Source organism: Tangfeifania diversioriginum, assembly GCF_900141875.1.
In the GTDB taxonomy this organism is placed as follows: Bacteria; Bacteroidota; Bacteroidia; order Bacteroidales; family Prolixibacteraceae; genus Tangfeifania; species Tangfeifania diversioriginum.
The window spans coordinates 21,225-46,408 of the sequence record NZ_FQZE01000012.1 but is presented as its reverse complement, the minus strand read 5'-3'; the positions used below and the strand labels follow the sequence as shown (position 1 = coordinate 46,408).

General features: G+C 41.2%; 15 protein-coding genes. 6 read left to right on the top strand and 9 right to left on the bottom strand.

What is annotated here, in order from left to right; translation table 11 throughout:
* Positions 1 to 85: 85 nt before the first annotated feature.
* The gene (locus BUC07_RS09300; protein ID WP_073168835.1) at positions 86 to 451 is read left to right on the top strand and encodes a cupin domain-containing protein; all 366 of its coding nucleotides are present in this window, start codon (positions 86 to 88) and stop codon (positions 449 to 451) included.
* Positions 452 to 490: 39 nt separating this feature from the next.
* Here the strand turns inward: BUC07_RS09300 and BUC07_RS09295 are convergent, their stop codons facing one another.
* The 8 genes from BUC07_RS09295 to BUC07_RS09260 all read right to left on the bottom strand — a co-directional run bounded on the left by BUC07_RS09295 (position 491) and on the right by BUC07_RS09260 (position 8,062).
* Positions 491 to 1,051, bottom strand: a complete 561-nt coding sequence (locus BUC07_RS09295) for a phosphatase PAP2 family protein (RefSeq protein WP_139279526.1) — start codon at positions 1,049 to 1,051, stop codon at positions 491 to 493.
* A 377-nt stretch (positions 1,052 to 1,428) separates the two neighbouring features.
* The gene (locus BUC07_RS09290) at positions 1,429 to 1,749 is read right to left on the bottom strand and encodes a nucleotidyltransferase domain-containing protein (RefSeq protein ID WP_073168654.1); all 321 of its coding nucleotides are present in this window, start codon (positions 1,747 to 1,749) and stop codon (positions 1,429 to 1,431) included.
* 110 nt (positions 1,750 to 1,859) lie between these two features.
* The gene (locus BUC07_RS09285; RefSeq protein ID WP_245792680.1) at positions 1,860 to 3,509 is read right to left on the bottom strand and encodes a sodium ion-translocating decarboxylase subunit beta; all 1,650 of its coding nucleotides are present in this window, start codon (positions 3,507 to 3,509) and stop codon (positions 1,860 to 1,862) included.
* 20 nt (positions 3,510 to 3,529) lie between these two features.
* Positions 3,530 to 3,955 (bottom strand): biotin/lipoyl-containing protein, encoded by a 426-nt coding sequence (locus BUC07_RS09280; protein WP_073168653.1) that lies wholly within the window; start codon positions 3,953 to 3,955, stop codon positions 3,530 to 3,532.
* Positions 3,956 to 4,088: 133 nt separating this feature from the next.
* Positions 4,089 to 4,457: an OadG family protein gene (locus BUC07_RS09275; RefSeq protein ID WP_073168651.1), complete on the bottom strand. Its 369-nt coding sequence runs from the start codon at positions 4,455 to 4,457 to the stop codon at positions 4,089 to 4,091.
* 15 nt (positions 4,458 to 4,472) lie between these two features.
* A complete protein-coding gene (locus BUC07_RS09270) occupies positions 4,473 to 6,032 on the bottom strand; it encodes an acyl-CoA carboxylase subunit beta (RefSeq protein WP_073168649.1) in 1,560 nt (519 codons plus the stop codon).
* A gap of 29 nt (positions 6,033 to 6,061) precedes the next feature.
* Positions 6,062 to 6,466 carry a methylmalonyl-CoA epimerase gene (gene mce / locus BUC07_RS09265; RefSeq protein ID WP_073168647.1) on the bottom strand — a complete coding sequence of 135 codons (405 nt, stop codon included), beginning with the start codon at positions 6,464 to 6,466 and terminating at the stop codon, positions 6,062 to 6,064.
* A gap of 270 nt (positions 6,467 to 6,736) precedes the next feature.
* A complete protein-coding gene (locus BUC07_RS09260) occupies positions 6,737 to 8,062 on the bottom strand; it encodes an acetyl-CoA hydrolase/transferase family protein (protein ID WP_073168831.1) in 1,326 nt (441 codons plus the stop codon).
* A 743-nt stretch (positions 8,063 to 8,805) separates the two neighbouring features.
* Between BUC07_RS09260 and BUC07_RS09255 the strand changes: the two genes are divergently transcribed.
* Entirely contained in the window at positions 8,806 to 9,582 is a 777-nt protein-coding gene (locus tag BUC07_RS09255; protein WP_175552506.1) for a response regulator transcription factor, read from the top strand.
* A gap of 300 nt (positions 9,583 to 9,882) precedes the next feature.
* Here BUC07_RS09255 and BUC07_RS09245 read toward each other — a convergent pair whose 3' ends face one another.
* A complete protein-coding gene (locus BUC07_RS09245; protein WP_139279525.1) occupies positions 9,883 to 10,281 on the bottom strand; it encodes a hypothetical protein in 399 nt (132 codons plus the stop codon).
* A 494-nt stretch (positions 10,282 to 10,775) separates the two neighbouring features.
* Here BUC07_RS09245 and BUC07_RS09240 point away from each other — a divergent pair, with 494 nt between their 5' ends.
* From BUC07_RS09240 to BUC07_RS09225, 4 genes are all read left to right on the top strand, one after another.
* Entirely contained in the window at positions 10,776 to 16,982 is a 6,207-nt protein-coding gene (locus tag BUC07_RS09240; protein ID WP_083578183.1) for a right-handed parallel beta-helix repeat-containing protein, read from the top strand.
* 75 nt (positions 16,983 to 17,057) lie between these two features.
* Positions 17,058 to 20,216: an HYR domain-containing protein gene (locus BUC07_RS09235; RefSeq protein WP_073168637.1), complete on the top strand. Its 3,159-nt coding sequence runs from the start codon at positions 17,058 to 17,060 to the stop codon at positions 20,214 to 20,216.
* Positions 20,217 to 20,395: 179 nt separating this feature from the next.
* A complete protein-coding gene (locus BUC07_RS09230; RefSeq protein WP_083578182.1) occupies positions 20,396 to 23,248 on the top strand; it encodes a T9SS type A sorting domain-containing protein in 2,853 nt (950 codons plus the stop codon).
* Positions 23,249 to 23,257: 9 nt separating this feature from the next.
* The gene (locus BUC07_RS09225; RefSeq protein ID WP_073168634.1) at positions 23,258 to 25,024 is read left to right on the top strand and encodes a cohesin domain-containing protein; all 1,767 of its coding nucleotides are present in this window, start codon (positions 23,258 to 23,260) and stop codon (positions 25,022 to 25,024) included.
* Positions 25,025 to 25,184 lie beyond the last annotated feature (160 nt).

Here is a 25,184-nt window from a genome sequence, read left to right as displayed (position 1 = left end):
CAGAAAAAATGGGTTTGGAATGTGGTTGTTTGTGCTAACAAAAAAAATAAACTTCTATTTTCGTATAAATTCAGAAACAAAAATTATGGCAGTACTTAAATTTGACGATGTTGCATACGAAAAAGTAAAAGAAGGCCTTCAGCGAAAGATAATTCATACCGATAATTTGATGTCGGTTTTAATTGATTTTTCCAACGGACCGTGGGAGGTGCCAGAACCGCCTCATTCACATCCGCACGAGCAAACATCTTACGTGGCCGAGGGGGAAATTATTTTTTATTGCGAAGGTGAGCCGGAGCAGCACCTGAAAGCAGGAGATATGTTTGCGGTGCCATCCAATAAAAAGCATACCATCAAATTGCTTACGCAAAAGGTGCGCCTGATTGACAGCTTTACGCCAATACGGGAAGACTTTTTAAAGGAAGAAAAAGCAATAAGCAGTAGGCAGTAGGCAAAATTACAATAGGCAAAAAGCGGTAGAGTCAAAATACTAAAAATTATACACCAGTGTCACTCCTTTTTGGTTGCCAAGTTGGAAGGGAAAAATATCGAACCGTTTCAGGTGTTCGTTGTCCCATTTGTATTGGTGGGTGAGGTACACCAGTTCAGTGGAGAAAATACCTATACCTGCGCCCATTAATACATCCGAAACCCAATGGGCATTTTTTGCCACACGCATAACAGCTACTGTGGTTGCGCATGAATAGGCTCCAATGCTGAACCAGGGGCTCAACTCGCCATATTCTTTGTGCATGAAATGTGCAAACGAAAAAGCTTTTGATGTGTGTCCCGAAGGAAATGAACGCACTCCGCCACTGGGACGTGGTTCATTCACCCAGTATTTTAAACGGTCAGTAATCAGCCCGTTCACCAAAAAACTTTTAATGGCTATGGCCGTTTTGTTTCCAAAATTATTTTTGCCTTTTACTCCAACAGCGCTGAGGGCATACACTGCTGCCACCGGTGCATATTGCGCGTAATCGTCGAAAGTGCCGTGGTAAGCAAAATTATCCTGCGTAAAATCGCGAACCGATTCTTTTGTGCCGTTCATAAAATGCAGGGCTGTTCCGCTGGAAATGAGCAGTGTAGGCGCAATCCAGGGTTTTAATCCTCTTTTTTTGTCGGGGTATCTGAAGTTGAGCTGGTGGATGGAATCGCTGTGAAAAGTTAAGTCTTTATTATGGACTGTTCGGAAATGATTAAGTTCTGTTTCGAAACTTTGTTTCTGCCCAAAACTGCGGTGTAAATTTGAAGCTGAAGATACGGATATAAAAAAAATAAAAAATAAACAGTTTATTTTAAGTGCTTTATGAATTATGTTTAAATGATGGTTCACAATGATTATGATTAAAAAAATTAGAAAGTTATTTTATTATCCACCATTTTCTTAACTGAATGTGCAATTCTTATGTATTTCTTTCTCTTCGTTCATAGATAAATACCTTCTGTTAAAATAGAACTGATTATGTGCCCTGTAATTCTTTTCTTTTTTTGGACTTCGTCCTCACTTTGAATTAAAATATCTGCAGGTATTTTATGTTTGGCCAATATCTTTCTTAAAATTGATTTGTAATTTCTTTTTTCCTGTGTCTCAATTGTATTTTTTGTGATTATTAAAAAATCATAATCACTGTCTTCTGTGTTTTCATTCCTAGCCCCCGACCCAAATAAAAGAATGCGACTATCAGGCATCAGGCTATCTGTGTTTTCTTTAATTATTTTAATAGCTTCGCTATTCCGGCTTTCCATTTTTTATTTCCAAAGTTATTAATTTTTCTTTTTGGAAATGCAGTAGATCAAAAAACCTGTTTCGTTCAAACGAAACAGGTTTTTTTGAATTGAATGATTCTAAATCTTTCCTACATCAAAAAGCTGAGCAAGATACCAGCTGCCACTGCCGAACCGATAACACCTGAAACGTTTGGTGCCATGGCATGCATCAGCAAGTGGTTGGTCGGGTCTTCCTTCAATCCCATGTGCTGCACCACGCGGGCACTGTCGGGAACAGCCGACACTCCACAGGCGCCAATCATCGGGTTGATTTTGTTTCCTTTTTTCATGAACATATTCATCAGTTTGGCGGCTGCTACACCACCTGCCGTAGCTATTACGAATGAAGCAGCACCGAGCCCGAAAATTTTAACCGACGACGGGTTAAGGAAAACATCGGCCTGAGTGGAAGCTCCAACTGTTAATCCTAGCAGGATGGTAATAGTATCGATAAGTGCATTGCTTGCGGTTGCAGCCAGTCGTTTGGTAACTCCCGATTCTTTCAGCAGGTTGCCGAAAAAAAGCATTCCCAGCAACGGCAATGCTGATGGAGCAATGTATGCCGTAAGCAGAAGCCCAACTATTGGGAATAATATTTTTTCGAGTTTTGAAACCGCACGCGGAGGTTTCATTTTAATGAGTCGTTCCCTTTTTGAAGTGAGCAGTTTAATTACCGGCGGCTGAATCACCGGAACCAGCGCCATATAAGAATATGCTGCAATAGCAATGGGGCCGATGAGGTTCTTCACCGTTTCGCCGTTGGCCATTACATTCAATCCGTTGGCCAGTTTCGATGAAATGAAAATTGCCGTTGGGCCGTCGGCACCACCGATGATGCCGATTGCACCAGCTTCGGGCGGTGCAAATCCCAGCCAGATGGCGCCCAGGAAGGTAAGGAAAATACCAATTTGTGCAGAAGCACCCAGCAACATCAGTTTTGGGTTCGAGATGAGCGATGAAAAGTCAGTCATGGCACCAATACCCAAAAAGATGAGCGGCGGGTACCAGCCCTGAACCACGCCCTGGTATAAAATATTCAATACCGAGCCGGGTTCGTAAATACCCAGTTTCAGGTTAAAATCAACAACCTGGAACATGGGAATATTCCCGATAAGAATTCCAAAACCAATTGGAATAAGCAGCAGCGGTTCAAATTCGTAGCGTATGGCCAGGAATATGAAAAACAGCCCGATAATCAGCATAACCATGTGTTTCCAGGTTACGTTGGCAAATCCCGAAAATTCATAAAAATTAAAAAGCCCCGAAATGGCCCCGCTGTAATTTTTATAGGTAAAACCATCACCTGTCATTTTTCCGTTGTCTGAAAGGTGAAGTGCCCGTTTCGGCAGTTTTACGGTTTCATGTTCGGTAATGTAATCGGTTGATGAATTGTTGGGATCCATGTTTTTTCGGAGATGGGTTACCGAAACAGGATTAAAATCGAGGATGATTTCATCACCGGAAATGCGATATCGCCCGGAATAGCGCTGTTTGGCCGAGTCGAGCGTGAATGTATTGTTGCTGCCGAAACTAAACGTTTTGTACCTTTTCTGGGTGTCCGGTTCATCCTCCGGGTCGGCTTCCTCTGCATTGTAGGTAGCGTCAATGTGATAACCCGGTGTGCGTGTTACCCACTTTCCGCTGGAGATAGTTTCCTTCAGGTCATTTTTTTGCGCGTTTGCAGCAAAGCCCGAAACGAGAAGTAGAAAAGCAAATAGCAGTTGAAATGTATTTTTCATTTTAAATGAGTTCTGAACGGTTAACCAATTTCGATGAGCACGTCATCCTGCTGAACGGCATCGCCCACATTTACTTTAATTGAAATTACTTCGCCACCTTTACTGGTTTGCACCTGGTTTTCCATTTTCATGGCTTCCATAACCAGTACATTTTGTCCTTCGGTTACCACATCGCCAACCGATACGTTCAGCTTTAATATGGTTCCCGGCAGTGGTGCTGTAACATCATGTTTCCCTGTCGTTTCTTTCTTTTTGATTTCGCCTTCTCCCGGCCTTTTCTCGAGAGGTTTGCGAACCAGGCGTGGTGTTTTCGAGGCTTTAATTTCGTTGTGGATAACCACTTCGTAAAGGGTTCCGTTTACATCAACTTCTGCAGTGTTGTCTTCAATGTCCTTAATGTGCACATCGTAGTCGTTTCCGCTGATGGTGAATTTGTATTTCTTCATTTGTAATTTTTTTGAGTCATTTTTTTTACCCCTTGTCGCTCGTTGGAGCTCCTGTCCCCCCCCTTAATGAGGGAGACAAATCTCAGCTATGCTGAGAATATAGGGGGTGAAATTTTATATGCTATTTGATATTTCAATTCTTTGGCCAGTTTTGAGTTACACTGTAAATTTTTGAACTCCAGGGCGAATATCTCTTTCGCACCTGCTTTATGGTTACAATGTTACTTTCCTCATCGTGCAGTTCCGAGAAATAAAGATGCAGTCCAAGGCTGATGGCGGCTGTTACGTTTCCTTCAACGGAAAAGTCGTCCTCTTTTTCATCTGTATTTTTGGGTTTTTTGTTACTGCTTTTTTTCCTGAATCTTAAATTTACCAGCTTGGGCAAACGCGAAAAAACAAGAAACAGCACGGTGAGTGAAAATACTACAATTCCAAAACCAACGATGGCTACAGTAAACCCAAAATCGACAGAATTGGCCAGTAATAAAAATAAAAGATCCATAGTGTATCCGGTTTTTTAAAGTGGAATATTTGAATGTTTTTTAGGCGGATTCACCAGTTTTTTCGTTGCCAGGCTCTGCAATCCGCGGATAATTCTGAACCGGGTGTTACGTGGCTCAATAATATCGTCGATGTAACCGTAAGCCGCTGCCTCAAAAGGATTGGCAAATTTTTCTTTGTACTCCTCTTCGTGGTTGGCAATAAATTTGGCTTTTTCCTCCGGATCTTCAATTTCGGCCAGTTTGCGCCCGTGGAGTACTTCAACCGCACCCGAAGCTCCCATTACTGCAATTTCGGCAGTTGGCCAGGCGTAGTTCAGGTCGCCGCGCAGCTGTTTACACGACATCACATCATGTGCACCGCCATACGATTTACGAAGCGTTACCGTAATTTTTGGAACCGTTGCCTCGCCGTATGCAAACATCAGCTTGGCACCGTGGGTAATAATTCCGCCATATTCCTGCTTGCTGCCCGGAAGGAATCCCGGAACATCGACCAGTGTGATGATTGGAATGTTGAAACTGTCGCAGAAGCGAACAAAGCGTGCGGCTTTCCGCGAGGCTTCAATGTCGAGTACCCCGGCCAGGTAATTAGGCTGGTTGGCTACAATTCCAACGGGTTGTCCGTCGAATTTGGCAAATCCTACCACAATGTTTTTGGCGTAGTTACGGTGAATTTCCAGGAACTCAGAATAATCGACTATGGTTGTAATAATATCGGTAATATCGTAAGGCTGGTTTGGGTTTTCGGGAATGATTTCGTTGAGGTAATCATCCAGCCGGTCGATGGGGTCTGAGCTTTCGGTAACAATCGGGTCTTCCAGGTTGTTCTGCGGAAGGAAGCTGATGAGTTTACGGAGGAGCATCAATCCTTCTTTTTCTTCATCAACAAGGAAATGGGCCACACCCGATTTCGATGCGTGAATTTTTCCGCCTCCAAGGTCTTCTACCGAAATGTTTTCGCCGGTAACCGTTTTTACCACTTTGGGGCCGGTAACAAACATGTAGGAGTTTTGCTCGGTCATCATGATAAAATCGGTGAGCGCCGGAGAATAAACAGCGCCGCCGGCACACGGGCCAAAAATGGCCGAAATTTGCGGGATGACACCCGATGCGAGAATATTGCGTTCAAAAATTTCAGCATAACCTGCCAGTGAAGTTACCCCTTCCTGGATACGCGCGCCGCCTGAATCGTTGATGCCAATTAAGGGCGCTCCGGCTTTCATGGCCATGTCCATTACTTTGCAGATTTTTTGCGCAAATGTTTCGGAGAGCGACCCGCCGAAAACAGTAAAATCCTGCGAAAAAACATACACCACGCGCCCGTCGATGGTACCGTGACCGGTAACCACGCCATCGCCCAGAAATTTCTTTTTCTCCATGCCGAAGTTGGTGCAGCGGTGGGTTACAAACATATCAAACTCTTCGAAACTTCCTTCGTCTAGCAATAATTCAATGCGTTCGCGGGCAGTGAATTTTCCTTTACGGTGCTGGGCTTCAATGCGTTTAACGCCTCCTCCCAGTTTGGCCTCCGTACGAAGGTCAATCAGCTTTTTAACTTTATCTTGTGAACTCATAATTATAAAAACGGTTTATGTTGACTTGGCTATTCTTTGCCACAAATTTCTGTTAATACCCCAAGTGTTGATTTTGGGTGAAGAAACCCAATGTTCAGGCCTTCGGCGCCTTTCCGGCTTTTTTTGTCAATTAACCGGACTCCTTTTTCTTCCAGTTCGCTGAGCGATTCATCCACATTTTCAGTGGCAAAGGCCAGGTGGTGAATGCCCTGTCCCTTTTTTTCGATGAATTTACCAATTGGACCTTCCGGATCGGTTGATTCCAGCAGTTCAATTTTGGTTTGCCCCACCATAAAAAAGGCGGTTTTTACTTTTTGGTCTTTCACCTCTTCCACAGCGTAACATTTTAATCCCAGCATATTTTCGTAGAAAGGAATGGCCTCGTCGAGGCTGTTAACTGCTATTCCGATGTGTTCTATATGTGAAATATTCATTTTATTGATTTTTAAAAATTATAGTTTTTGTAGTTGTAAAAATCCTTTCCCGGAAACTTTGTTATTTCTTATTTAGATTGAATTAAAATACTGTTTCCCAGAAAATTGTATGTGCAAAATTATTCTTTTTACTGCCCGGGGTCAATAAAAATTAAAAACAATTCATTTTGGCTGGTGAATTTCAGAATTAATTAATATTGAAAAGCACAAAGGTAAAACGTGCAAAATTAAAAAAGGCAGAACTAAGTCTGCCTGATTTATTATCATTTGTTAGTTGTTGCCGTCACTGTTTTCATCCCAAACAAAATGGAAGTGTGGGCCAAACCGTTCAAAAGCAGCTTTGTCGAGTTCTTCCTGGTGGTCGGGATGCGCAATTGAGATGATGAGTTTTGCCCTGTCCTGCAATGTTCTCCCGTAAAGGTTTACTGCGCCGAATTCGGTAACCAGCCAGTGGAGGTTGGCACGTGTGCTTACAACACCGGCACCGGGTGTAAGTATTGGGGCAATTTTGCTGATTCCTTTAGCTGTTACCGAGGGCATGGCAATAATGGGTTTTCCGCCGTTACTCAATGAGGCACCGCGCAAAAAGTCGATTTGACCGCCAACGCCGGAGTAAAATTTGGTGCCGATTGAGTCGGCGCAAACCTGGCCGGTTATGTCAACTTGCAGTGCTGAATTGATGGCCGTTACTTTCGGATTTTTGGCAATCACGTTTACGCGGTTGGTGTATTTAACATCCTGCATGGCCACTCCGGGGTTATCGTCAACAAATTCGTAGAGTTTGTTCGATCCCATCAGGAAGGTGGCTACCATTTTCCCTTTGTCCGTTTTTTTGTTCTTGCCGTTAACAATACCCTTGTCAACCAGTGGCAAAATACCATCTGCGAACATTTCGGAATGCACGCCCAGGTCTTTGTGGTTCCCCAGCATCGAGAGCACAGCGTTGGGGATGGCACCAATTCCCATCTGGAGAGTTGCGCCGTCATCAACCAGTTCAGCCACATAGCGGCCAATTTTCCGGTCGGTTTCGCTAATCGGGCCGGGTTCGGCAGTAATCAGCGGGCTGTCGTCTTCCACAAAGAGATCGATTTCGTTGATGTGAATCATGGCATCGCCAAACGCACGGGGTACATTTGGGTTTACAATGGCGATAACCGTATCGGCTTTTTCAACCGCTGCAAGGGTGGCATCAACCGATGTCCCCAATGATACAAAGCCAAATTTGTCGGGTGTTGAAACCTGAATCATAGCTACGTTAACCTGCAGGTAGCCTTCGCGTATTAACCGCTGTGTTTCCTGTAAAAATACAGGAATATAGTCGGCATAACCGGCTTGGGTTTGTTTTCTGACGTTGGCTCCCACAAAAAACGATTCCAGTTGAAAAATACCTTCAAATTCAGCATCGGCATACGGGGCATGCCCTTCGGTATGAATGTGCTGAATACGTACATTTCTGAACTCTTTGTTTCTGCCGCGTTCACACATTGCTTTAATAAGCGGATGTGGTGTAACGGCTACACTGTGGAGGTGAACTCTGTCATTCGACTTAATGACTTTAACTGCATCTTTGGCGCTGATAAATTTTATATTCTTCATGCTTTTCCGGTAATAAAAATCGGGTTTCAAATAAAGGGCGCAAATATAAAAAAACTATCAGCCATAAAAACTTTCGAATATCATTTCGACATGTTCAAAACCTTTTGTGAATTATTTGTTAAGGAATTGGAATGGGGGTGGTGATAAAAGTCATGTTTTTTTTGTCGTTCAACCATAAATACTATGGTGATGTTAATTTAAAAAATTGACTTTACGGCAGATTTAAAAAATTGACTTTACGGCAGAGTCAGTAAAAAGATGTTGTTTAACACAAATATTTCGGTCGCACCTCGAAAAGAGATTTCAGAAGCTGAATCTTCAAAAAAGAACAATCCATTTATAACATCGGCCTTTGCGGGGTTTTTAAGTTTTAATTTGTTGTAATATATTTGATATTCAGGAAATAAGTAAAATTACTTATAGGTGTTTTCACTAATTATTTATAGATTTGGTTCGAAATACGGGTCAAAAAATAAACCAGGAAAACCAAAATCTAACTAACAATGGACTCTTCAAACTGTCGAATTCTGTTGATTGTTGCACGGGAAGATCAAAATCATCTGCCATTTCGAGAGCTATTAATAAAAAGTGGTTTTGAAATTTGCCTTGCTCACGACGCACAGGAGGCTTTGTCAAAAATTATTGAATGCACCCCCGATTTAATTATATGCCATAATAAGGTGGGGGGAAAAACAGGACTGCAATTGTATCATACATTGAAGCCCGAGCTGATTAAAAGGTGTATGCCTTTTTTTCTATACCTCCCTAATTACCAGAAAGAGGATGTGCTTATCGGGCTTGAAATGGGAGTGGATAATTTTATTATTTTTCCTTTTGATGAAACTACAGTAATTAATAAAATTCAGCATCAGATTGATAAAGCTGAGAAACTGAAATTTTTCGATACCCCAGGTTTTCACCAATCATTCGAAAAGAGTCCTGTGGCAAAGTTTATTACTCAAAACGAGCAAATATTAAAAATTAACAGTGCTTTTTCACGACTGGTACGGAAGCCGGTGGATGTAGAACAGCTGCCTAAAATTGAGGATGTATTTGATATTTCATATCCTGAAACCAACGAAATGAATTTCCGGAAATGTATGAACGGTTTAAAAGACCAGTGCCTGTTTCAAGCACTTCCCTTAAAGCACAATCCCGTTTTAAAATTTGATGTGCACCTGGTTTATACCGAATACCTGGGAGAAGACAAATTTATGGGCGAAGTTATGCCGGTTCAGAGAATTAGCAGAATCGACAATACACCTGATTTGAGCGGAGAGCTAAAACGGGATGCAACAGAAACGGGAGAAAAAGAGGCTGTTTGGCTCACTCCCCGCGAAAAAGAAGTGCTATATTGGTCGGCCCAGGGGGTGCCCATTAAACAAATTGCCAATATACTGCATATTTCTGAACGCACCGTGGAAAAACACCGCGCCAATATAATGTCGAAAACCGATTCCAACAGCATCATCGAAGCCATTTATGCAATGCAACACAAAAAAGGTGTGAATTTCAATTAAAGTCTAAATTTGAGCATGAATTTGACCTCTCACAGCCTCTCCGCCAGCTGGCGGAGAGGAGTCAATCATCGTTCGGATGATTATTGGGAAAGTACAAAATTAAGAGTTTACAGGTTTGAAATTCTGTACAAGCTTAAAGCACTGTCCCAGGTCCACTTCGGGCCTGTCCCTGTGGGAGGGTTTAGGGGGTTGGTAGTGAAGGAAATAGACCTCACCCGGCCTCTCCAGAGGAGAGGAGCCAATCATCCTGCAGATGATTATTGGGGAGGTTCAACCCAATGAGTTTGTAATTTTAGAGTACTAAATAATTTTTGAAGCAGGATCAAAAGTCCCCCTTTGGGGGATTCCAGCCTGCCGGCTGGCAGGCAGGGGGTCAGGACGTACAAAAATGAAACCGTCCAGGGGGGTAAAATGTGCATTTTTGACAGTTGCTCGACACCCTGACACCAAAGAAATAAACCACGCAGTGCAGTAAGTCTGCTGCCCATAACCTGTCAACGTCACCGGACCTGACAGCGTTAAATTTTTCCGGATGCAGGGAAATTGAAAATAATCTTTTGTCCCAAAATTTTTCAAAAATTCCCAAAATGACACAACATTATTTGAAGAATGCCTAATCCTGTTAAAAATACGTAATCCCACGTAGGTAAAGAATGCCGATGCGGAAATTACGTATTTCCTATGCCAAAACTTCACCATACATTCGAATAGGATTTTACGGGAAGATAAATCCGGACATGTAACAAACCCATTTAAAGACTTTATCGGAAAATAAAGCCGCCAGCGAATCGAACTTCCCGACTTGCCACTCTATTGTATGGCTTGCCGGGGAATTGAAACGGAACTGTTATGTGATAAAAAATGAATTTATGAAAAATTTACCGGCTTTCCTTTACTCCATTGAAACCTTCAGCCATAATCTGCAAGCGGAATCAATCACCTTTATAAAAAATCACTCAATATATACCTTCAATAAAAATTAAAAAATCTCATTTCTAAAAACTAAAAATGCCAATACAATGAAAAAACTGACTTTTCTCTTTAATCCGCACGGACCATAAATCCTGTCCGCTATTCTCCGCCCGCTCCGGGTTGAAAGCTTTGGCTTTTTTAAAAGCCCCGGAGACTAATACCACCCGGTATTATTTATTCAACCGAAACAAACAAATTTTAAAAACTAAAAATTTTCAATTATGAAAAAATTATTACTAAGCTTTTCCGTAGTTCTAATATTCCTATTTACGGGAATGCAAACTACATGGGCACAGGCAACGATTAATGTGCCCACAGATCAACCTACGATTCAGGATGCTATCACTGCAGCCAGTGCTAACGACATAATAAATGTTGCAGCGGGAACCTACAATGAAAGTTTCATTTTAGACAAGACTGGACTAACATTACAAGGGCCGAATGAGGCATTAAATGGAAATGATGCCGGCCGTGCTGCTGAGGCAATTATTGAAGGAGTTGCCCGTGTTGAAGCAGATGATGTAATAATCAAAGGACTCGTTATCGATGGAGCCAATGTAGCTCAGACTACAAATCTAACAATGAGAGGAATTTTGGTGGCCAATACCAATGCAAGGGATAATGTAACAATAGAAAACAATATCATTAAAAACTGGGTTACTGGCATTTCATTAGCTGGTAGCAGTACTTTCGCGTGGGTAGACGGCGCAACAATAACTGGTAACCTTTTTGTAAACAATGGGGTTGGAAGCACAGAGAATGTAGATGGCTTAAGCATTACCAACAACGCTTTTGATAATGGAGGCATTGGATTAGGTGGTGGAGCCGTACTTGCTGTTCCGATAACTGGAAATGATTTTTCTAACGGAAGCAGGTACATTTCAGCAGCGACTGGTGTTACAGCAGATTTTGATGCAATGCTTTCCGCGAATACTTTTGACGGAGGTGCTTATGCCGAATTGATAACAGGTCAATGGTATGACAGAGCAATTTTTTCAACCATTCAGGGTGCTATTGATAAGGCCGGAGCTGGAAGTGTTGCTAAGGTAGCTGATGGCACATACAACGAGAATGTTACTATTAGCGATAACATTAGTTTGATTTCTGAAAATGGAGCTTCATCAACAATTATTGATGGAGACAACTCTGGGTCTGAATTAGGAACAATACTTCTAAAACCCGGAGGCAATGGAATATCTATTGGGGCTGTTGGACAAGGATTTACCATAAAAGGTATTGACGGCCCAGCCGGATTGGAAAAAGCAGCAATCTATTTTCAGGGAGCACAGGATAATATTACAATTGAGGGGAATATTATTGAAGCACGAGGCGATGCAGCTTTGTTAGGCGAATACAATGCAGCCAATAACAATATAACCATTACCAATAATGAAATTACAGGACAAACATTTACCGGTGCTAACCCGGCAGGTGTTGGTTTTGGTGCACAATTTAGCTTGCCTAATGTTCCTAGACAGTTGGTAACATTTGGTGGAGGTTCAGGTACAACAAATACTCAGAATTTTACATTTACTAATAATATTATTTCCGGTATTGCCGGGGGAATGAGTATTACTGATGATAACGGAAATACAATATCTCCAACTGAACAGGGAAATACAATGGTAACTTTGGATCTTGTTGGAACAAATGTAATCACAGGGAATACTTTTAGTGGAACAACAACTCGCTATGCTTACGCTCTGCGAGTTCGTGGGGCTGGAGCCTATACCATTACTGAAAACAATTTTACAGGATCATATCCCGGCTTTATTTTTAGTGACTCGAATCCAATTACAGCTACATGTAACTGGTTTGGAACAACAGATGAATCGGTTATTTCATCTAAAATGGATGCGAGTATAACGTTTATACCTTATAATATTTCACAAGGTGGCGCATGTGTTGGCGGTTTAAACTATGCTGTTAATATAGAAAGTCCTTTAGCATCTTCAAATTGCGGAACCCTTGATGTTCCGGTAACTGTTCAGGATTTTAACAATGTTGGTGCCATTTCATTAAGATTAAATTACGATGACGTCTTGCTTTCGTACAACGATGTCACATTAAATACAGCTATAAAATCGGCAACACAAGTGGGGGAAACAGGAACACAAGAGGGTGAAAATAAAGGGCAAATTAGATTAGCATACTTTGGAGATGCTGTTACCCTGAATGACGACGATGTTTTATTCACCCTGCATTTTGATATTTTATCTTCAACCGCCGGAAACTCCACAACGGATTTGACATGGGATAAAAGCAGTCCGGGTTATTGCGAGTTAGCAGGCCCTGGCGGCACCCCGGTTTATACAAGCACATTTAATGATGTTACAGGTGTTGTAATTCCTGAACGCCCTGTAAAAAATGTGGATACTGGCAGAGAATACTGTAAAATTCAGGATGCAATTGATGCCGATGAAACAGATAATGGAGATGTAATTGAGGTTTCGGCAGGAGAATATGTCGAAAGCGTAGATGTATATAAATCAGTTATTTTAAAAGGTGCTGATAAAAATAGTACTTTTATCCAGGCACCTTCGACATTGCCTGCAGCTTCTGATGCTTTATCCAATATTGTATATGTTCATGGTTCTGGTATAAGTACAGAAATTAGTGGATTTACTATTGAGGGGCCAGGACCATCTGGTTGCGGTTCTATCGGTAGAGGAATTTTTGTGAGCGATGGTGCATATGCCAATATTCATGATAATAATATTCTGGATATTCGTGATAATCCTTTTAGTGGATGTCAAAATGGAATCGCAATACAGATTGGTCGAAATGCATTATCAAGCTCAGGAACGGCGATAATTCATAATAATATAATTTCGGGTTACCAAAAAGGAGCAATTGTCGTTGATAATTCTGGTTCTAATGCAACAATTACTAATAATACAATTACTGGTACAGGTACAACCGATGTTACTGCGCAAAACGGTATCCAAGTGAGTCGAGGTGCAACTGCTACCTTAGGAGGAAACACAATATCAGGCAATTCCTTTCATGAGGAAGGAAGTCAATGGGATTGGGGGGCCTGTGGAATACTGTTGTATCAGAGTGGAGCAGTGTCTTTGACCGGGGGTAATAATATTTCGGGTAATGACCAAAACTACTATGCATATGATGTTGCTGGTAATTTGATTCTTGGAGCAGAAACTTTTGGTGCTTCAACTGCCCCAGTAACCTTTGGATATAATATTGCTGATTATACGAATCAGAATATTGATGCAAGTCAATGTACATTTGCGGAAGGTAATCCGGCTAGTGCTGTACTTTCAGAATTGTTTGATATTGAAGATAGAATTTGGCATAGCGTTGACGATCAAACAATATCAGGATTTGTTAATATTAAGGCAGGCAATGTTTATGTGACTCATACAGAGAGTGGAGCTAAAATTCAATATGGTATTGATGCAGCATCAGTAAATGACGTTATTCATGTAAAAGAGGGCACATATTCGGAGAATATAACAGTGGATAAAGACGTAACATTATTAGGTGCTAATGCTGGCGTTGCCTGCGATACACGTGGTGCTGAGAGTACCATTGCAGGAACAGGTGGAGCTGCCGTATCAGTGGCTTCAGATGGTGTAACCATCGATGGTTTCGAAATTACCAATCCAACAGGTAATTATGCTGTTAATTCAACAGGAAACAATAATCTGCTGTTGCAATACAATAATGTAAACGATGTGGGTACCTCCGGCACTCCCGGTAATGTGCATGCAGTAGCAATTAGTATGGGTTCAGCAAATACTGATGATGTAAAAATTCAGCATAACTGTATTTCCAATATTAACAATGCCGGTAATACCCATAGTGGTAGTGGTATTGCTGTTGGTTTTTCAACTGCTACAACTGATATTACCAACTTGTATATTGGTTACAACACCATTTCGCAGGTAAATTCAAATAATGCATTGGATTATGCTTCAGGAGGAAGAGGTGCTAACGGTATTATTTTAAATGTTGGTGCAAATAGTACCGGCAAAGTAACTGATGGGGTAGTAGAATACAATACAATCCATGATCTTTCCGGATACTGGGTACATGGTGTAGGCCTCGAAGGCAATACACCGGGTGCACTGGTTCAAAACAACCTCATTTACAATCTTGTATCAACTTACACTGATATACCCGGTGTGGGAGTAAAAGTAGAAGACAATACTGGTGCTGCAACTGTCAGTGTTAATAACAACAGTTTTACCAGTTTATCACCGGGAATTTTAAATGCTGTTAGCGGAGCAACAGTTAATGCAACCTGTAACTGGTTTGCGGCCGACGTTACAGAAAAAAGCCTTGGTGATGTTACAGTAGTGCCATGGCTGGTTGATGGAACCAATTCAGTTGCATCCGGTCCTGGATTTGAACCGGCTACTGCTTGTGTTGCATGTGCCATTTCCATAGATGCTGTGGTAACAAATGTAAGCTGTCCTGGTGGTGCGGATGACGGAGCTATTGATGTTACCGTTACAAATGGCGTTTCGCCCTATACATATAGTTGGACGGGGCCTGATGGGTTTACTTCGCCGGATGAAGATATATCCGGGCTTGCTGCCGGAACTTATAATTTATTAGTTACCGCTGATAACGGATGTTCAAAAGAGAAGGTAGTAGTAGTGGGTACCGATGCAGACGTAACAGCTCCAACTATAACAGAGGCTTTAGATGTATTAACCGAAGAAGGTTGTACAGATGCTGATGTGCCCGTGGCTAAAACTACGGTAGCGGAATTGGAAGCTATGGGTGTTATAATTGATGACTGCACACTGGATGAAAACATGACAGTAAGTTACAGTGATGCTTCAGCAGGAACCTGCCCGGTTGTTGTAACACGTACTTATACTGTAACCGATGCTTCAAACAATTCAGTAACAGTGGACCAAACAATAAATATTGAGGATAACACTCCACCTTCAATTGCCTGTCCACCACCCATTGCCGTAAAAATGAATGATGGTTGCGAATACGATCCCGCAATAGGTTCAGGCATTGGCGTAGCTACTGCTACAGATAACTGCAGTGATGCTGTTGATATTCAGATATCCAATGACATTACTGGCAATTTGACAGAGGGGGAAAATTTCATCACCTGGACTGCGGTAGATGAATGCAATAATTCTGTAACATGTACCCAAAAAGTAACAGTAATCAGAAATACCCTCAGCGGAACAGTAATGTACAACAACACCGCACAAACACCGATGGCCAACGTTGTGCTGAAATTGTTTGATTCTAACGATGATCAGGTGGGAGATGATGTTGTAACATCAGAAACCAATCCGGGTAACTTTGAATTCACCGGTCTCTGCGCAGGTGACTATACAGTTGTTGCCTCAGATACCAGTAAGGTAGGTTACATTAACGCTACCGATGCCGGTGCAGCCAATGCATGGGGAACTGCCGGCGGAGATATTGAATACGTTCAGTTCCTTGCAGGAGATGTCAATGATAATTTACTGATAAACAGTACGGATGCTCAGGCAATTCAGAATTACTTTGTTTTTGGAGGTTCATTTACTAAACCCTGGGAATATTGGAGTGCTGGTTCTGTAATTCACAGTAACTATAATCCCTTCTCCTCTAATGCAATTCCACCACATCCTGCTGCAATAGAAGTTGTTATATCAGGCGGCGATGTCACACATGACCTGTATGCACAGGCCACTGGTGATTTCAACGGAAGTTTTGGACCGACTTTGAAATCGGCAGGTTCATCTGTGCGCCTGAGTGCCGACCGGAATATGAACGTTGAAGAAAACCAGGTATTTAATTTACCGCTGCGTTCTGAATTTGCTATGGAAGTTGGTGCTGTGTCCATGATACTGGATATGCCTGAAGATGTGGTGCAGGTAACCGGTGTACAAATAGCAGGAAGCGAAGTGCCGGTAACCTGGGCAATGAAGGACAATGAATTGCGCATTGGCTGGAACTCGCTGAACCCGGTTTACGTGGGGGAAAACGATGCATTTGTAGTGCTGAAACTGCAAACTTCTGCAAACTTTACAGAAGGACAGTTGATGGATATCGGCCTGGTTTACAACCCGCTGAATGAACTGGCGGACGGAAACTTTGAACCGATTGAAAATGCAGCGTTGAAAGTAGCCCGTGTAGGCAACGGATTAACTGATATTAATGAGGACCTGGATATTGACAAGATGACTTTCAGTAACTATCCGAATCCGTTCAGCGAATCGACGACGTTAATGTACACCATACCGGTTGACGGAAAAGTAAACATCAGTGTGTACAACGCATTGGGGCAGTTGGTAACAACAATTGTTGACGAAAATCAGCGGACAGGCCGCTATACAATTAACAACTGCGGAGATGAACTGCAACCCGGAATGTACATTTCCAAATTAATGCTGACCAATGGTACCGAGAGCATGGTAAGCACTATAAAACTGAATGTTGTTAAGTAAATAACATTCAAAGAATAAAGGAGATGGGATTTTCCCGTCTTCTTTATTCCTTTTAATCATATAAAATATAATACTATGAAAAAGCGTTTACTAAACTTAATAGTATTCGTGTTACTCTTTGGCGCAGGTCCGCCTTCATTGCTTGCTAAATTTACCGGTTCTGAATTGTTCGATTCAAATACTTTAATTACAGAAAACACGGTAGAGGCCACCATTGAAGGACCGGTTGTAACCGGCTGTGGTACCTACGATGTGCCAATAACGGTCAGTAATTTTACCGATGTCGGAGCCATCTCCTTAAAGTTAAATTACAACAATGCAGATTTGATTTATGCCGGAGTTACATTAAATACCACGTATTTAACGGTAAATAATACAAATGCTGCAGTAGCCGGGGAATTTACACTGGGATATCATGGTGATCCGATTTCCATACCCGATGGGGAGGCACTGTTTACCTTGCATTTTGTGGTTGAACCTTCTCTGGCTGGCACGCCTTTCGAACTTACATGGGCCGATGATGTGCCGGGAAATTGCGAATTTGCAGGCGAAGGAGGAGCACCGGTTTACGAAAGTTCATTCTATGATTTTTCAGCAACCATTATTACCGATGAAATGCCGGAGATAATTTGTCCGGGCGATATAACTGTTAATAATAATGCCGGCGAATGCGGAGCAGTTGTAACGTATGCTACTCCGATAGGTACAGATAACTGTCCAAACCCGGTTACCACACAAACGGCAGGATTACCCAGTGGTTCCTTTTTTTCTGTAGGAGAAACTGTAAATACGTTTGAGGTTAGAGATTCACAGGGAAACAAATCTACCTGTAGTTTTACAGTAACTGTGGCAGATGCGGAGTTACCTGTTTTAACATGCGTTGGAGTACAAACCAAAGCAACAGATGCCGGGGCATGTTCATACACAGTTGTTGGTAATGAGTTTGACTTTTTGACCGTTGATGATAATTGTACGGATATTTTAAATGCTGATGTTGAATACGAATTATCAGGTGCAACAACAGGCACTGGTTCTGAAACAATGGACGGGGTATCATTTGGAAAAGGTGAAACCACCGTTACCTGGAAGGCAACGGATGAAACCGGAAATGTTGGAACATGCTCGTTTGTGGTAACTGTAAATGATACAGAGTTGCCTTCAATAACCTGCGTGGGCAATCAAAGTAAATCAACTGATCCCGGCGTGTGTACCTACACCGCAAAAGCCGGCGAGTTTGATTTTTTGGCTGTCGATGACAATTGTACCACTATTTCACCTGCTTCTGTCGAATACGTATTAAACGGTGCAACAACCGGTTCCGGTTACCAGACATTGGACAATGTTTTATTTCAAAAAGGAGTTACTACTGTTACCTGGAAGGCAACTGATGAGGCATTGAATGCAGAGACATGTACATTTGATGTAACCGTCAGCGATACAGAATTTCCTAAGTTGGAAGTGGTTGAAGACCAGATTGTATCAACTGATGACGGAGTATGTACTTACACCGTTACTGGTAATGAGTTTGATTTTGCTACTGCAACAGATAACTGTACAAATATTTTGGCATCTTCTGTTGAATATGAGTTAACTGACGCAACTACAGGAAACGGGTCTGAAACTTTAGCAGGTGTTGTATTTGAGAAAGGTGTTACAACTTTAACATGGTCTGCATCTGATGAATCGAATAACGTTACTTCCGCCAGTTTTAAAGTAACTGTAGAAGATAACGAAGGTCCGGTAATTACAACCTGCCCGCCTGACAGATCTGCCATTGTTACCGATGGTTGTTCCGTACAACTTCCTGATTTTACTGCGAATGTTGAAGCATCGGATAATTGCGGGGTGGTGAGTTCCGTCGTGCAAAGTCCGGCTTCCGGAACATGGATGGATTTTGATGAAACATCATACACTGTTACAATAACAGTAACTGATGATGCCGGAAATACCACAGAATGTTATCCAAAATTCACAGTTGAAAAAGCAACTGTCAGTGGTAACGTAATATACAATAACGCTGGTCAAAGTCCGATGGCGAATGTTGTTGTAGATTTGTTAGATGCTGGTGGTAATTCCGTAGGAAGTACAGTTACTTCAGAACCAAACGGTGCCTTCGAATTCTCCGATCTCTGCGCAGGTGACTATACAATTGTTGCCTCAGATACCAGTAAAGTGGGCTATATTAATGCCACCGATGCCGGTGCTGCCAATGCATGGAATGCATCAGGAGGTGCCATCGAATACGTGAATTTCCTCGCAGGTGATGTGACCAATGATTACAATATTAACCACGTGGATCCTCAAAGAATTCAAAGTTATTTTGTAACGGGGGAATCATTTGACAGAAATCCGTGGTCATTTTGGTTAGAAGGTCTTACGATAAGCAATAATGCAAGTGATCCTTCTACCTTGCCAAGGAATATGACCGTTACTGTGAGCGGTGCAAATGTAAGCCAAAACATTCTTGCAATGGCTACCGGTGATTTTAACGGCAGTTTTGGCCCGACCTTGAAATCGGCAGGTTCATCCGTGCGCCTGAGTGCTGACCGCAATATGAACGTAGAAGAAAACCAGGTATTTAATTTGCCACTGCGTTCTGAATTTGCCATGGAAGTAGGCGCTGTTTCACTGATACTTGATTTACCATCCGACTTTGCACAAGTAATGGGTGTAAAAGTAAACGGAAGCGAAGTGCCGGCAATATGGGCGGTGAAAGACAACGAACTGCGCATTGGCTGGAACTCGTTCAACCCGGTATATGTAGGCGCAAACGAAGCGTTGGTTACCCTGCAACTGAAGTCGGGCGAAGGGGTAAGCGAAGGACAAATAATGGACATTGGCCTAGTTAATAATCCACTGAACGAAGTTGCCGACGGCAATTTCAATCCAATAAGAGGTGCGTCACTGCTAATTGCCAAAGCCGGGAACGGTTTGGTGGGTGTGAACGAAGAGCTGAACATCGATGAATTGTCATTCAGCAATTATCCGAATCCGTTCAGCAGGTCAACTACTTTAAGTTATGCCATTCCTGAAGATGGAAGAGTAAACATCAGTATTTACAACCAGTTGGGTCAGTTGGTAACTTCAGTTGTGGATGTAAATCAAAAGGCAGGTCAGTACACCATCGAAAATTGTGGAGGTAATTTGCTGCCCGGTATGTACGTTGCAAAACTGCGGTTGACAAATGAAAGTGACATTATGGTAGGAGCCATTAAGCTTAACGTTATTAAATAACATTAAACCACTTAAAAAACAAAAGAAGGGCAATTGGCTCTTCTCTTGTTTTTAAAAACATAGGTTTGGTATTTTTTAGTATAAAAATTTTATATTGTAAAAAACAAATAATAAATTGAGTCCGAAAAATCCTAAAGGTCTAATAAACACGAGAAAAATACAGAAGAAAAACTATCAAAATGAAATTTACAAGAAACTTACAGGTATTAAACTATTTCCTTTTTGTGGGAGTATTTTTAGTTCTTTCATTTAATGTGCAGGGAGCAAATGCGCCGGTTATTACTATGGGTAATGTGTTTAATGCCGAACCGGGAGAGCAGGTTACAGTGCCTGTAACGGTGTCTGACTTCGATAGCATTGGAGGGTTTACTTTAACGCTCGATTACAATTACGATGAAATTCAGTTTGTATCGGGTACTCAGAATTCCTCTCTTGGTGGAACTTTTGATATTGGCGACATTGATTTAGGTGACGGAGTTCACCGATTGACAGTGAGTTGGTTTAAATCAGGAAATGAAGGAGTAACACTGGAAGATGGGAGCACACTGGTAGAATACGTATTTACTTTTCAAAAAGGACCGGCACAGTTAAATTGGTTTGAAAACGGACCGTCGTGTGAGTTTACCGATCCTGGTGCAAGTGTGTTGGATGATATGCCAACATCGGATCACTACAACAACGGGATTGTTTCGGAGGAAGAACTCCCCAAACCTATAATTACTACAGATGGACCTACTACATTTTATGAAGGAGAGGAAGTTACCTTAACTTCGAGCACAGGCAACGGTTACCTCTGGTCAACCGGAGATACAACAAAAAGCATTGTGGTAACTGAAACCGGTTCATACACGGTTCAAACTATAAATGAAGAAGGTTTGCTAAGTGAAGAATCAGAACCGATGGAAGTAAATGTTATTTCGGTTGGCGATGCCGTACTTAGCTTCAGGCTTGCAAACCCGGCTATTATTAACGAAGGCACAAAAAACTTTTTAAAATTCGATATCCAGGTAAAAGCAGATGTTTCGGAAACATGGTTGTGGAAAAGCCGGATAAACATCGATTTTAAAAGTACAACAATAAGTGCAACCGAAACAAACTGGTCGGCAACACCCGGAATGCTTTTCCAGGGAAACAACTCACTTGGCAATTCAAAATATACCGTTGATTTTACTGTCTCGGGCAATTCAGCAGAAATAAATTTTAATGGCGATGAGTCTGCACAAAACCTCGGGGCCACCAATAATGATTTTGCTGAAGTTTCCACCGAGTATAAAACGCTGGTCAGTATCAAAGCGTTGATTATTTCAAACACAGGAGTTGCCGGCATCAGTTTCGATCAAGATTTAATGAACGGCAACCAGCTTTACAAACTTTCCGCTGCGCCGTGGTTTTCTTCCTATGCTATTACAAATGGATACGCATCAGAAAACCTGACCGACATTTTTGTTGGCCGGATTTTTTCGGCAGCCGGATGGAGCCAGATTCTTGGATTGGACTGGACAAAAGTTGTAAATACATCGGTTTGGGAAGGAGATGCAACTATCCCTGATGACTTATTGTCAAATATTAACAACCTCAGGATTCACCCATCGGCTACCTTATCGGTTCCACCATCGGGGAAGTTAACGGTTTATGGAACAACTGATATTGGTTCTGACAAAAGATTGATAATAAATTCAGACGAAACAGGAACCGGTTCACTGCTGGCATCATCAGTTTCGGGCATTGCAAAAGCCCAAAAATTTATTGAACCCAATACCTGGCAAATGATTGCACCCCCATTAAATGGTCAGGGTATTGCTGATTTTTTAACCACAAATACAGGAATTGGCTTTGCAAATGGTACGGAAAGATCTATTACAGATTTTGATGCTTCTTCTGAAAGCTGGAACAATAATTTCACGACTTCAGCTTCCGGCAATATAGAAACCGGTAAAGGATATTTTATGCTTTTGTCTGACAGCAATCAGGTAGAATTTTCAGGAAACGTTCAAACAGGTGACCAAAATATTGCGGTTGCTGCTGAAAAATGGAATTTTATTGGCAATCCGTATACATCTGCAATTCGTATAAATTCTGCAACTGAAAATGAATCGGATTTTTTAAGTGAGAATGCTGAAAAACTCGATCCTGCTTACGGTGCCATTTATATGTGGAATGAGCCGGACGAATCAAACGGATATGCCGGGGAATTTAAAGTTATTTCAAATGCATCAGCACCAATGGATATTCAGCAGGGACAGGCATTTTTTGTGAAAATGAATTCAGGAGAATCGTCTGTAGGTTTTAATTCTGGAATGCAGGCGCACAATCCGTTGTTGCAACAAAAATCAGCAAGCGAGGGTAATCATTTTGTCCGTTTGAATGCATCATCGGGTGAAACGGATTTTTCAACTTTACTCTCCTTTTTAGATGGAATGACAACTGGCCTCGATCCTACTTATGATGCTGCACTGTTTTCAGGCACAACGGATTTGACTGTTTATACGCTGATGGCAGGTGAAAATGATGTTCCTTTTGCCATTCAGGCCCTTCCAATAGTTGAGTATTCCGAGACGATAATTCCGATAGGACTTGAATTTGAAATCGGAGGTGAGGTTGTTTTTTCTGCCGATTTAACCAACATGCCAAACAGTGCTGAAGTTATCTTGGAGGATACCCAAAACGAAATGCTTACTGATTTGACTGAGGGTAACTATACTGTTGAAATTGAAGCTGATTTCAGCAGTGAAGATCGTTTTGTGTTGCATGTAAAGTATGTGGCAACAGATGCAGAATTGATATACACTGAAAATGATTTAAAAGTATTTTTTAACAGAAATGAGCAAATCGTTGTTGATGGAAATGTAAGTGGAAAAACAATAGCCAAACTGTATGATCTGAAAGGGCGATTGATAAAAAATGAAAATTTAATCCAGGGGAATTATAATAAAATTCAACTGTCTGCTTTTGATCCCGGAATATATTTGCTGCATATTCAGGACTTGGAGAGAAATAAAACTCAGTCCTTTAAAATTCCTTTATTTCAATAATTTGTGCCAATGAAAAAACAATTGATTAATTTTTTTCTTCTGGTAATTATTTCTGTTAATGCCTGGTCACTCAATCATGAGGTGTTATTGGATAATGCCCATTATATCGATTGTAACAGAATTGTAATTCCGGTTGTGGTTAAAAATTTTTCAAATGTAGGTGCCATATCTTTAAAATTTGATTACGATTATACAAAGCTGGAATATGAGGATGTGTCTTTAAATTCTTCTATTTCAAGTGCAATTAGTAATGGAGAAAACGGACATTTCGCACTGGCCTTTTTTGGTGATGAAATTAATTTAGCTGATGGTGAAGTATTATTTGAAGTGCGATTTAAAGTAATTGGCACTGGTCCCAGTTCTACGAATATGGAATGGTTGGATATTCCCAATACAGGAAACTGCGAAATTGCCGGTGCCGGGGGTGTGCCTGTTTACCCGGCAAATTTTTTGATTGGTGGATCAATTGTTATTCCGGCGAAACTTGAAGCAGATGCACATTTTGAACCTCTTTTATGCGAAAACAGTGTAACAACAGTTTTTGTTACTGCTGCCGGAGGAGTTCCTCCTTACTCAGGAACTGGGGAATTTCTTGTTTCGGCAGGTTCTCATAATTTCAAAGTGATTGATGCAAATGGTTGTGAAGATGAAATATCAATCGTTGTGCCCCAGCCGGAACCAGAAACATTTCAAGTTGATTCATTGAATGTTTCATCTGATTTCCCGGTTGAAACAGGTTCAAGTATTGAATTAATGGTTGGTTTTTCATCTGATTATCCTGTAGATATTCAAGTTGACTGGGGAGATGAATCTTTTTCAAATTTATCGGATGTAGATAGCGGGTACGTTATTCAAAGTCATTTTTATAATTCTCCCGGTGTTTATACAATAGAAGTTAATCTTACCGATATTTGTGGAAATACTTTAAACAAAATTTATGAATATATTGTAGTTTGCGATCCTAATGGTGGTTTTGTCACCGGCGGAGGATTGCTCTTTTCACCTCCGGGAGCTTTTGTAGCTAGTTGGCGCTTACCAGTTTTTAATAGTTTTGGATTTAAGCATAGAATGAAAAAAATGAACAAATTGATTAAAACTCATTTCTATTTATCTCGAATATTGCAAAAAGCTATTTTTGGTTTTGTAGTTAAATATCAAAAAGGCAGATCAGTACCAAGTGGTCATGTTCAATTTCAGATTCCTGGTGCTGGTTTAAACTTTTCAGGCACTGCTTTTGAATGGTTAGTAATTACAGATAACACACATGCACAATTTCAGGGAACCGGTACTATTAATGGATCTGGTAATTATGGGTTTTTAATTACGGTTACTGACGGAGCAAGACTGGGGTATGATAAATTCAAAATAAAAATTTGGGATAAGAACAATGATGATGAGATTATTTACGATAATCTTATAACAACCAATATCTTCGGATCAATAGTTATACATTCAAAACAAAGCAAATCTGTTGTTGTGTCAGCTGACCAACAAATTATTGCTGAAAAAGAATTAATGGCTATAAATGTCTATCCGAACCCTTTCTCTGAAAGATTAAGAATTGAATTTACTCCAAATGAGTCAGCCTATGCTCGTGTAGATATCTTTGACATGAAAGGCCGATTAGTGAGTACAATATTTGAACAAAATGTTGAAGGAGGAGTAATTTATAATGCAGACTTCAAACCTAAAAACATGAAAAATACTGTATATTTATACAGAATGATTTTTGGGGACGAAGTTTACAGCGGTAAAGTAATTTATAATAATGAATAGCAAAGGTTAGTTGTTGTGACACACACCTGAAATAAGAGGCCTAACATCTGCTATATTTACATTGCCTGCGCAGGAGTTGGAATGTGGAATAGTGGAATAGACGAGAATAAGTTTATTATACTTGCCTTGTCCTGGCTGAAATATGACATGCGGTTGAATA

What these genes read in the sequence shown, in the direction of transcription:
- BUC07_RS09255 (WP_175552506.1), top strand. Translation starts at nt 8,806, where the DNA reads ATGCCTTTTTTTCTATACCTCCCTAATTACCAGAAAGAGGATGTGCTT.
- BUC07_RS09235 (WP_073168637.1), top strand. Translation starts at nt 17,058, where the DNA reads ATGAAAAAGCGTTTACTAAACTTAATAGTATTCGTGTTACTCTTTGGC.
- BUC07_RS09295 (WP_139279526.1), bottom strand. Translation starts at nt 1,051, where the DNA reads ATGAACGGCACAAAAGAATCGGTTCGCGATTTTACGCAGGATAATTTT.
- BUC07_RS09275 (WP_073168651.1), bottom strand. Translation starts at nt 4,457, where the DNA reads ATGGATCTTTTATTTTTATTACTGGCCAATTCTGTCGATTTTGGGTTT.
- mce (WP_073168647.1), bottom strand. Translation starts at nt 6,466, where the DNA reads ATGAATATTTCACATATAGAACACATCGGAATAGCAGTTAACAGCCTC.
- BUC07_RS09230 (WP_083578182.1), top strand. Translation starts at nt 20,396, where the DNA reads ATGAAATTTACAAGAAACTTACAGGTATTAAACTATTTCCTTTTTGTG.
- BUC07_RS09240 (WP_083578183.1), top strand. Translation starts at nt 10,776, where the DNA reads ATGAAAAAATTATTACTAAGCTTTTCCGTAGTTCTAATATTCCTATTT.
- BUC07_RS09270 (WP_073168649.1), bottom strand. Translation starts at nt 6,032, where the DNA reads ATGAGTTCACAAGATAAAGTTAAAAAGCTGATTGACCTTCGTACGGAG.
- BUC07_RS09260 (WP_073168831.1), bottom strand. Translation starts at nt 8,062, where the DNA reads ATGAAGAATATAAAATTTATCAGCGCCAAAGATGCAGTTAAAGTCATT.
- BUC07_RS09290 (WP_073168654.1), bottom strand. Translation starts at nt 1,749, where the DNA reads ATGGAAAGCCGGAATAGCGAAGCTATTAAAATAATTAAAGAAAACACA.
- BUC07_RS09225 (WP_073168634.1), top strand. Translation starts at nt 23,258, where the DNA reads ATGAAAAAACAATTGATTAATTTTTTTCTTCTGGTAATTATTTCTGTT.
- BUC07_RS09285 (WP_245792680.1), bottom strand. Translation starts at nt 3,509, where the DNA reads ATGAAAAATACATTTCAACTGCTATTTGCTTTTCTACTTCTCGTTTCG.
- BUC07_RS09245 (WP_139279525.1), bottom strand. Translation starts at nt 10,281, where the DNA reads ATGGTGAAGTTTTGGCATAGGAAATACGTAATTTCCGCATCGGCATTC.
- BUC07_RS09280 (WP_073168653.1), bottom strand. Translation starts at nt 3,955, where the DNA reads ATGAAGAAATACAAATTCACCATCAGCGGAAACGACTACGATGTGCAC.
- BUC07_RS09300 (WP_073168835.1), top strand. Translation starts at nt 86, where the DNA reads ATGGCAGTACTTAAATTTGACGATGTTGCATACGAAAAAGTAAAAGAA.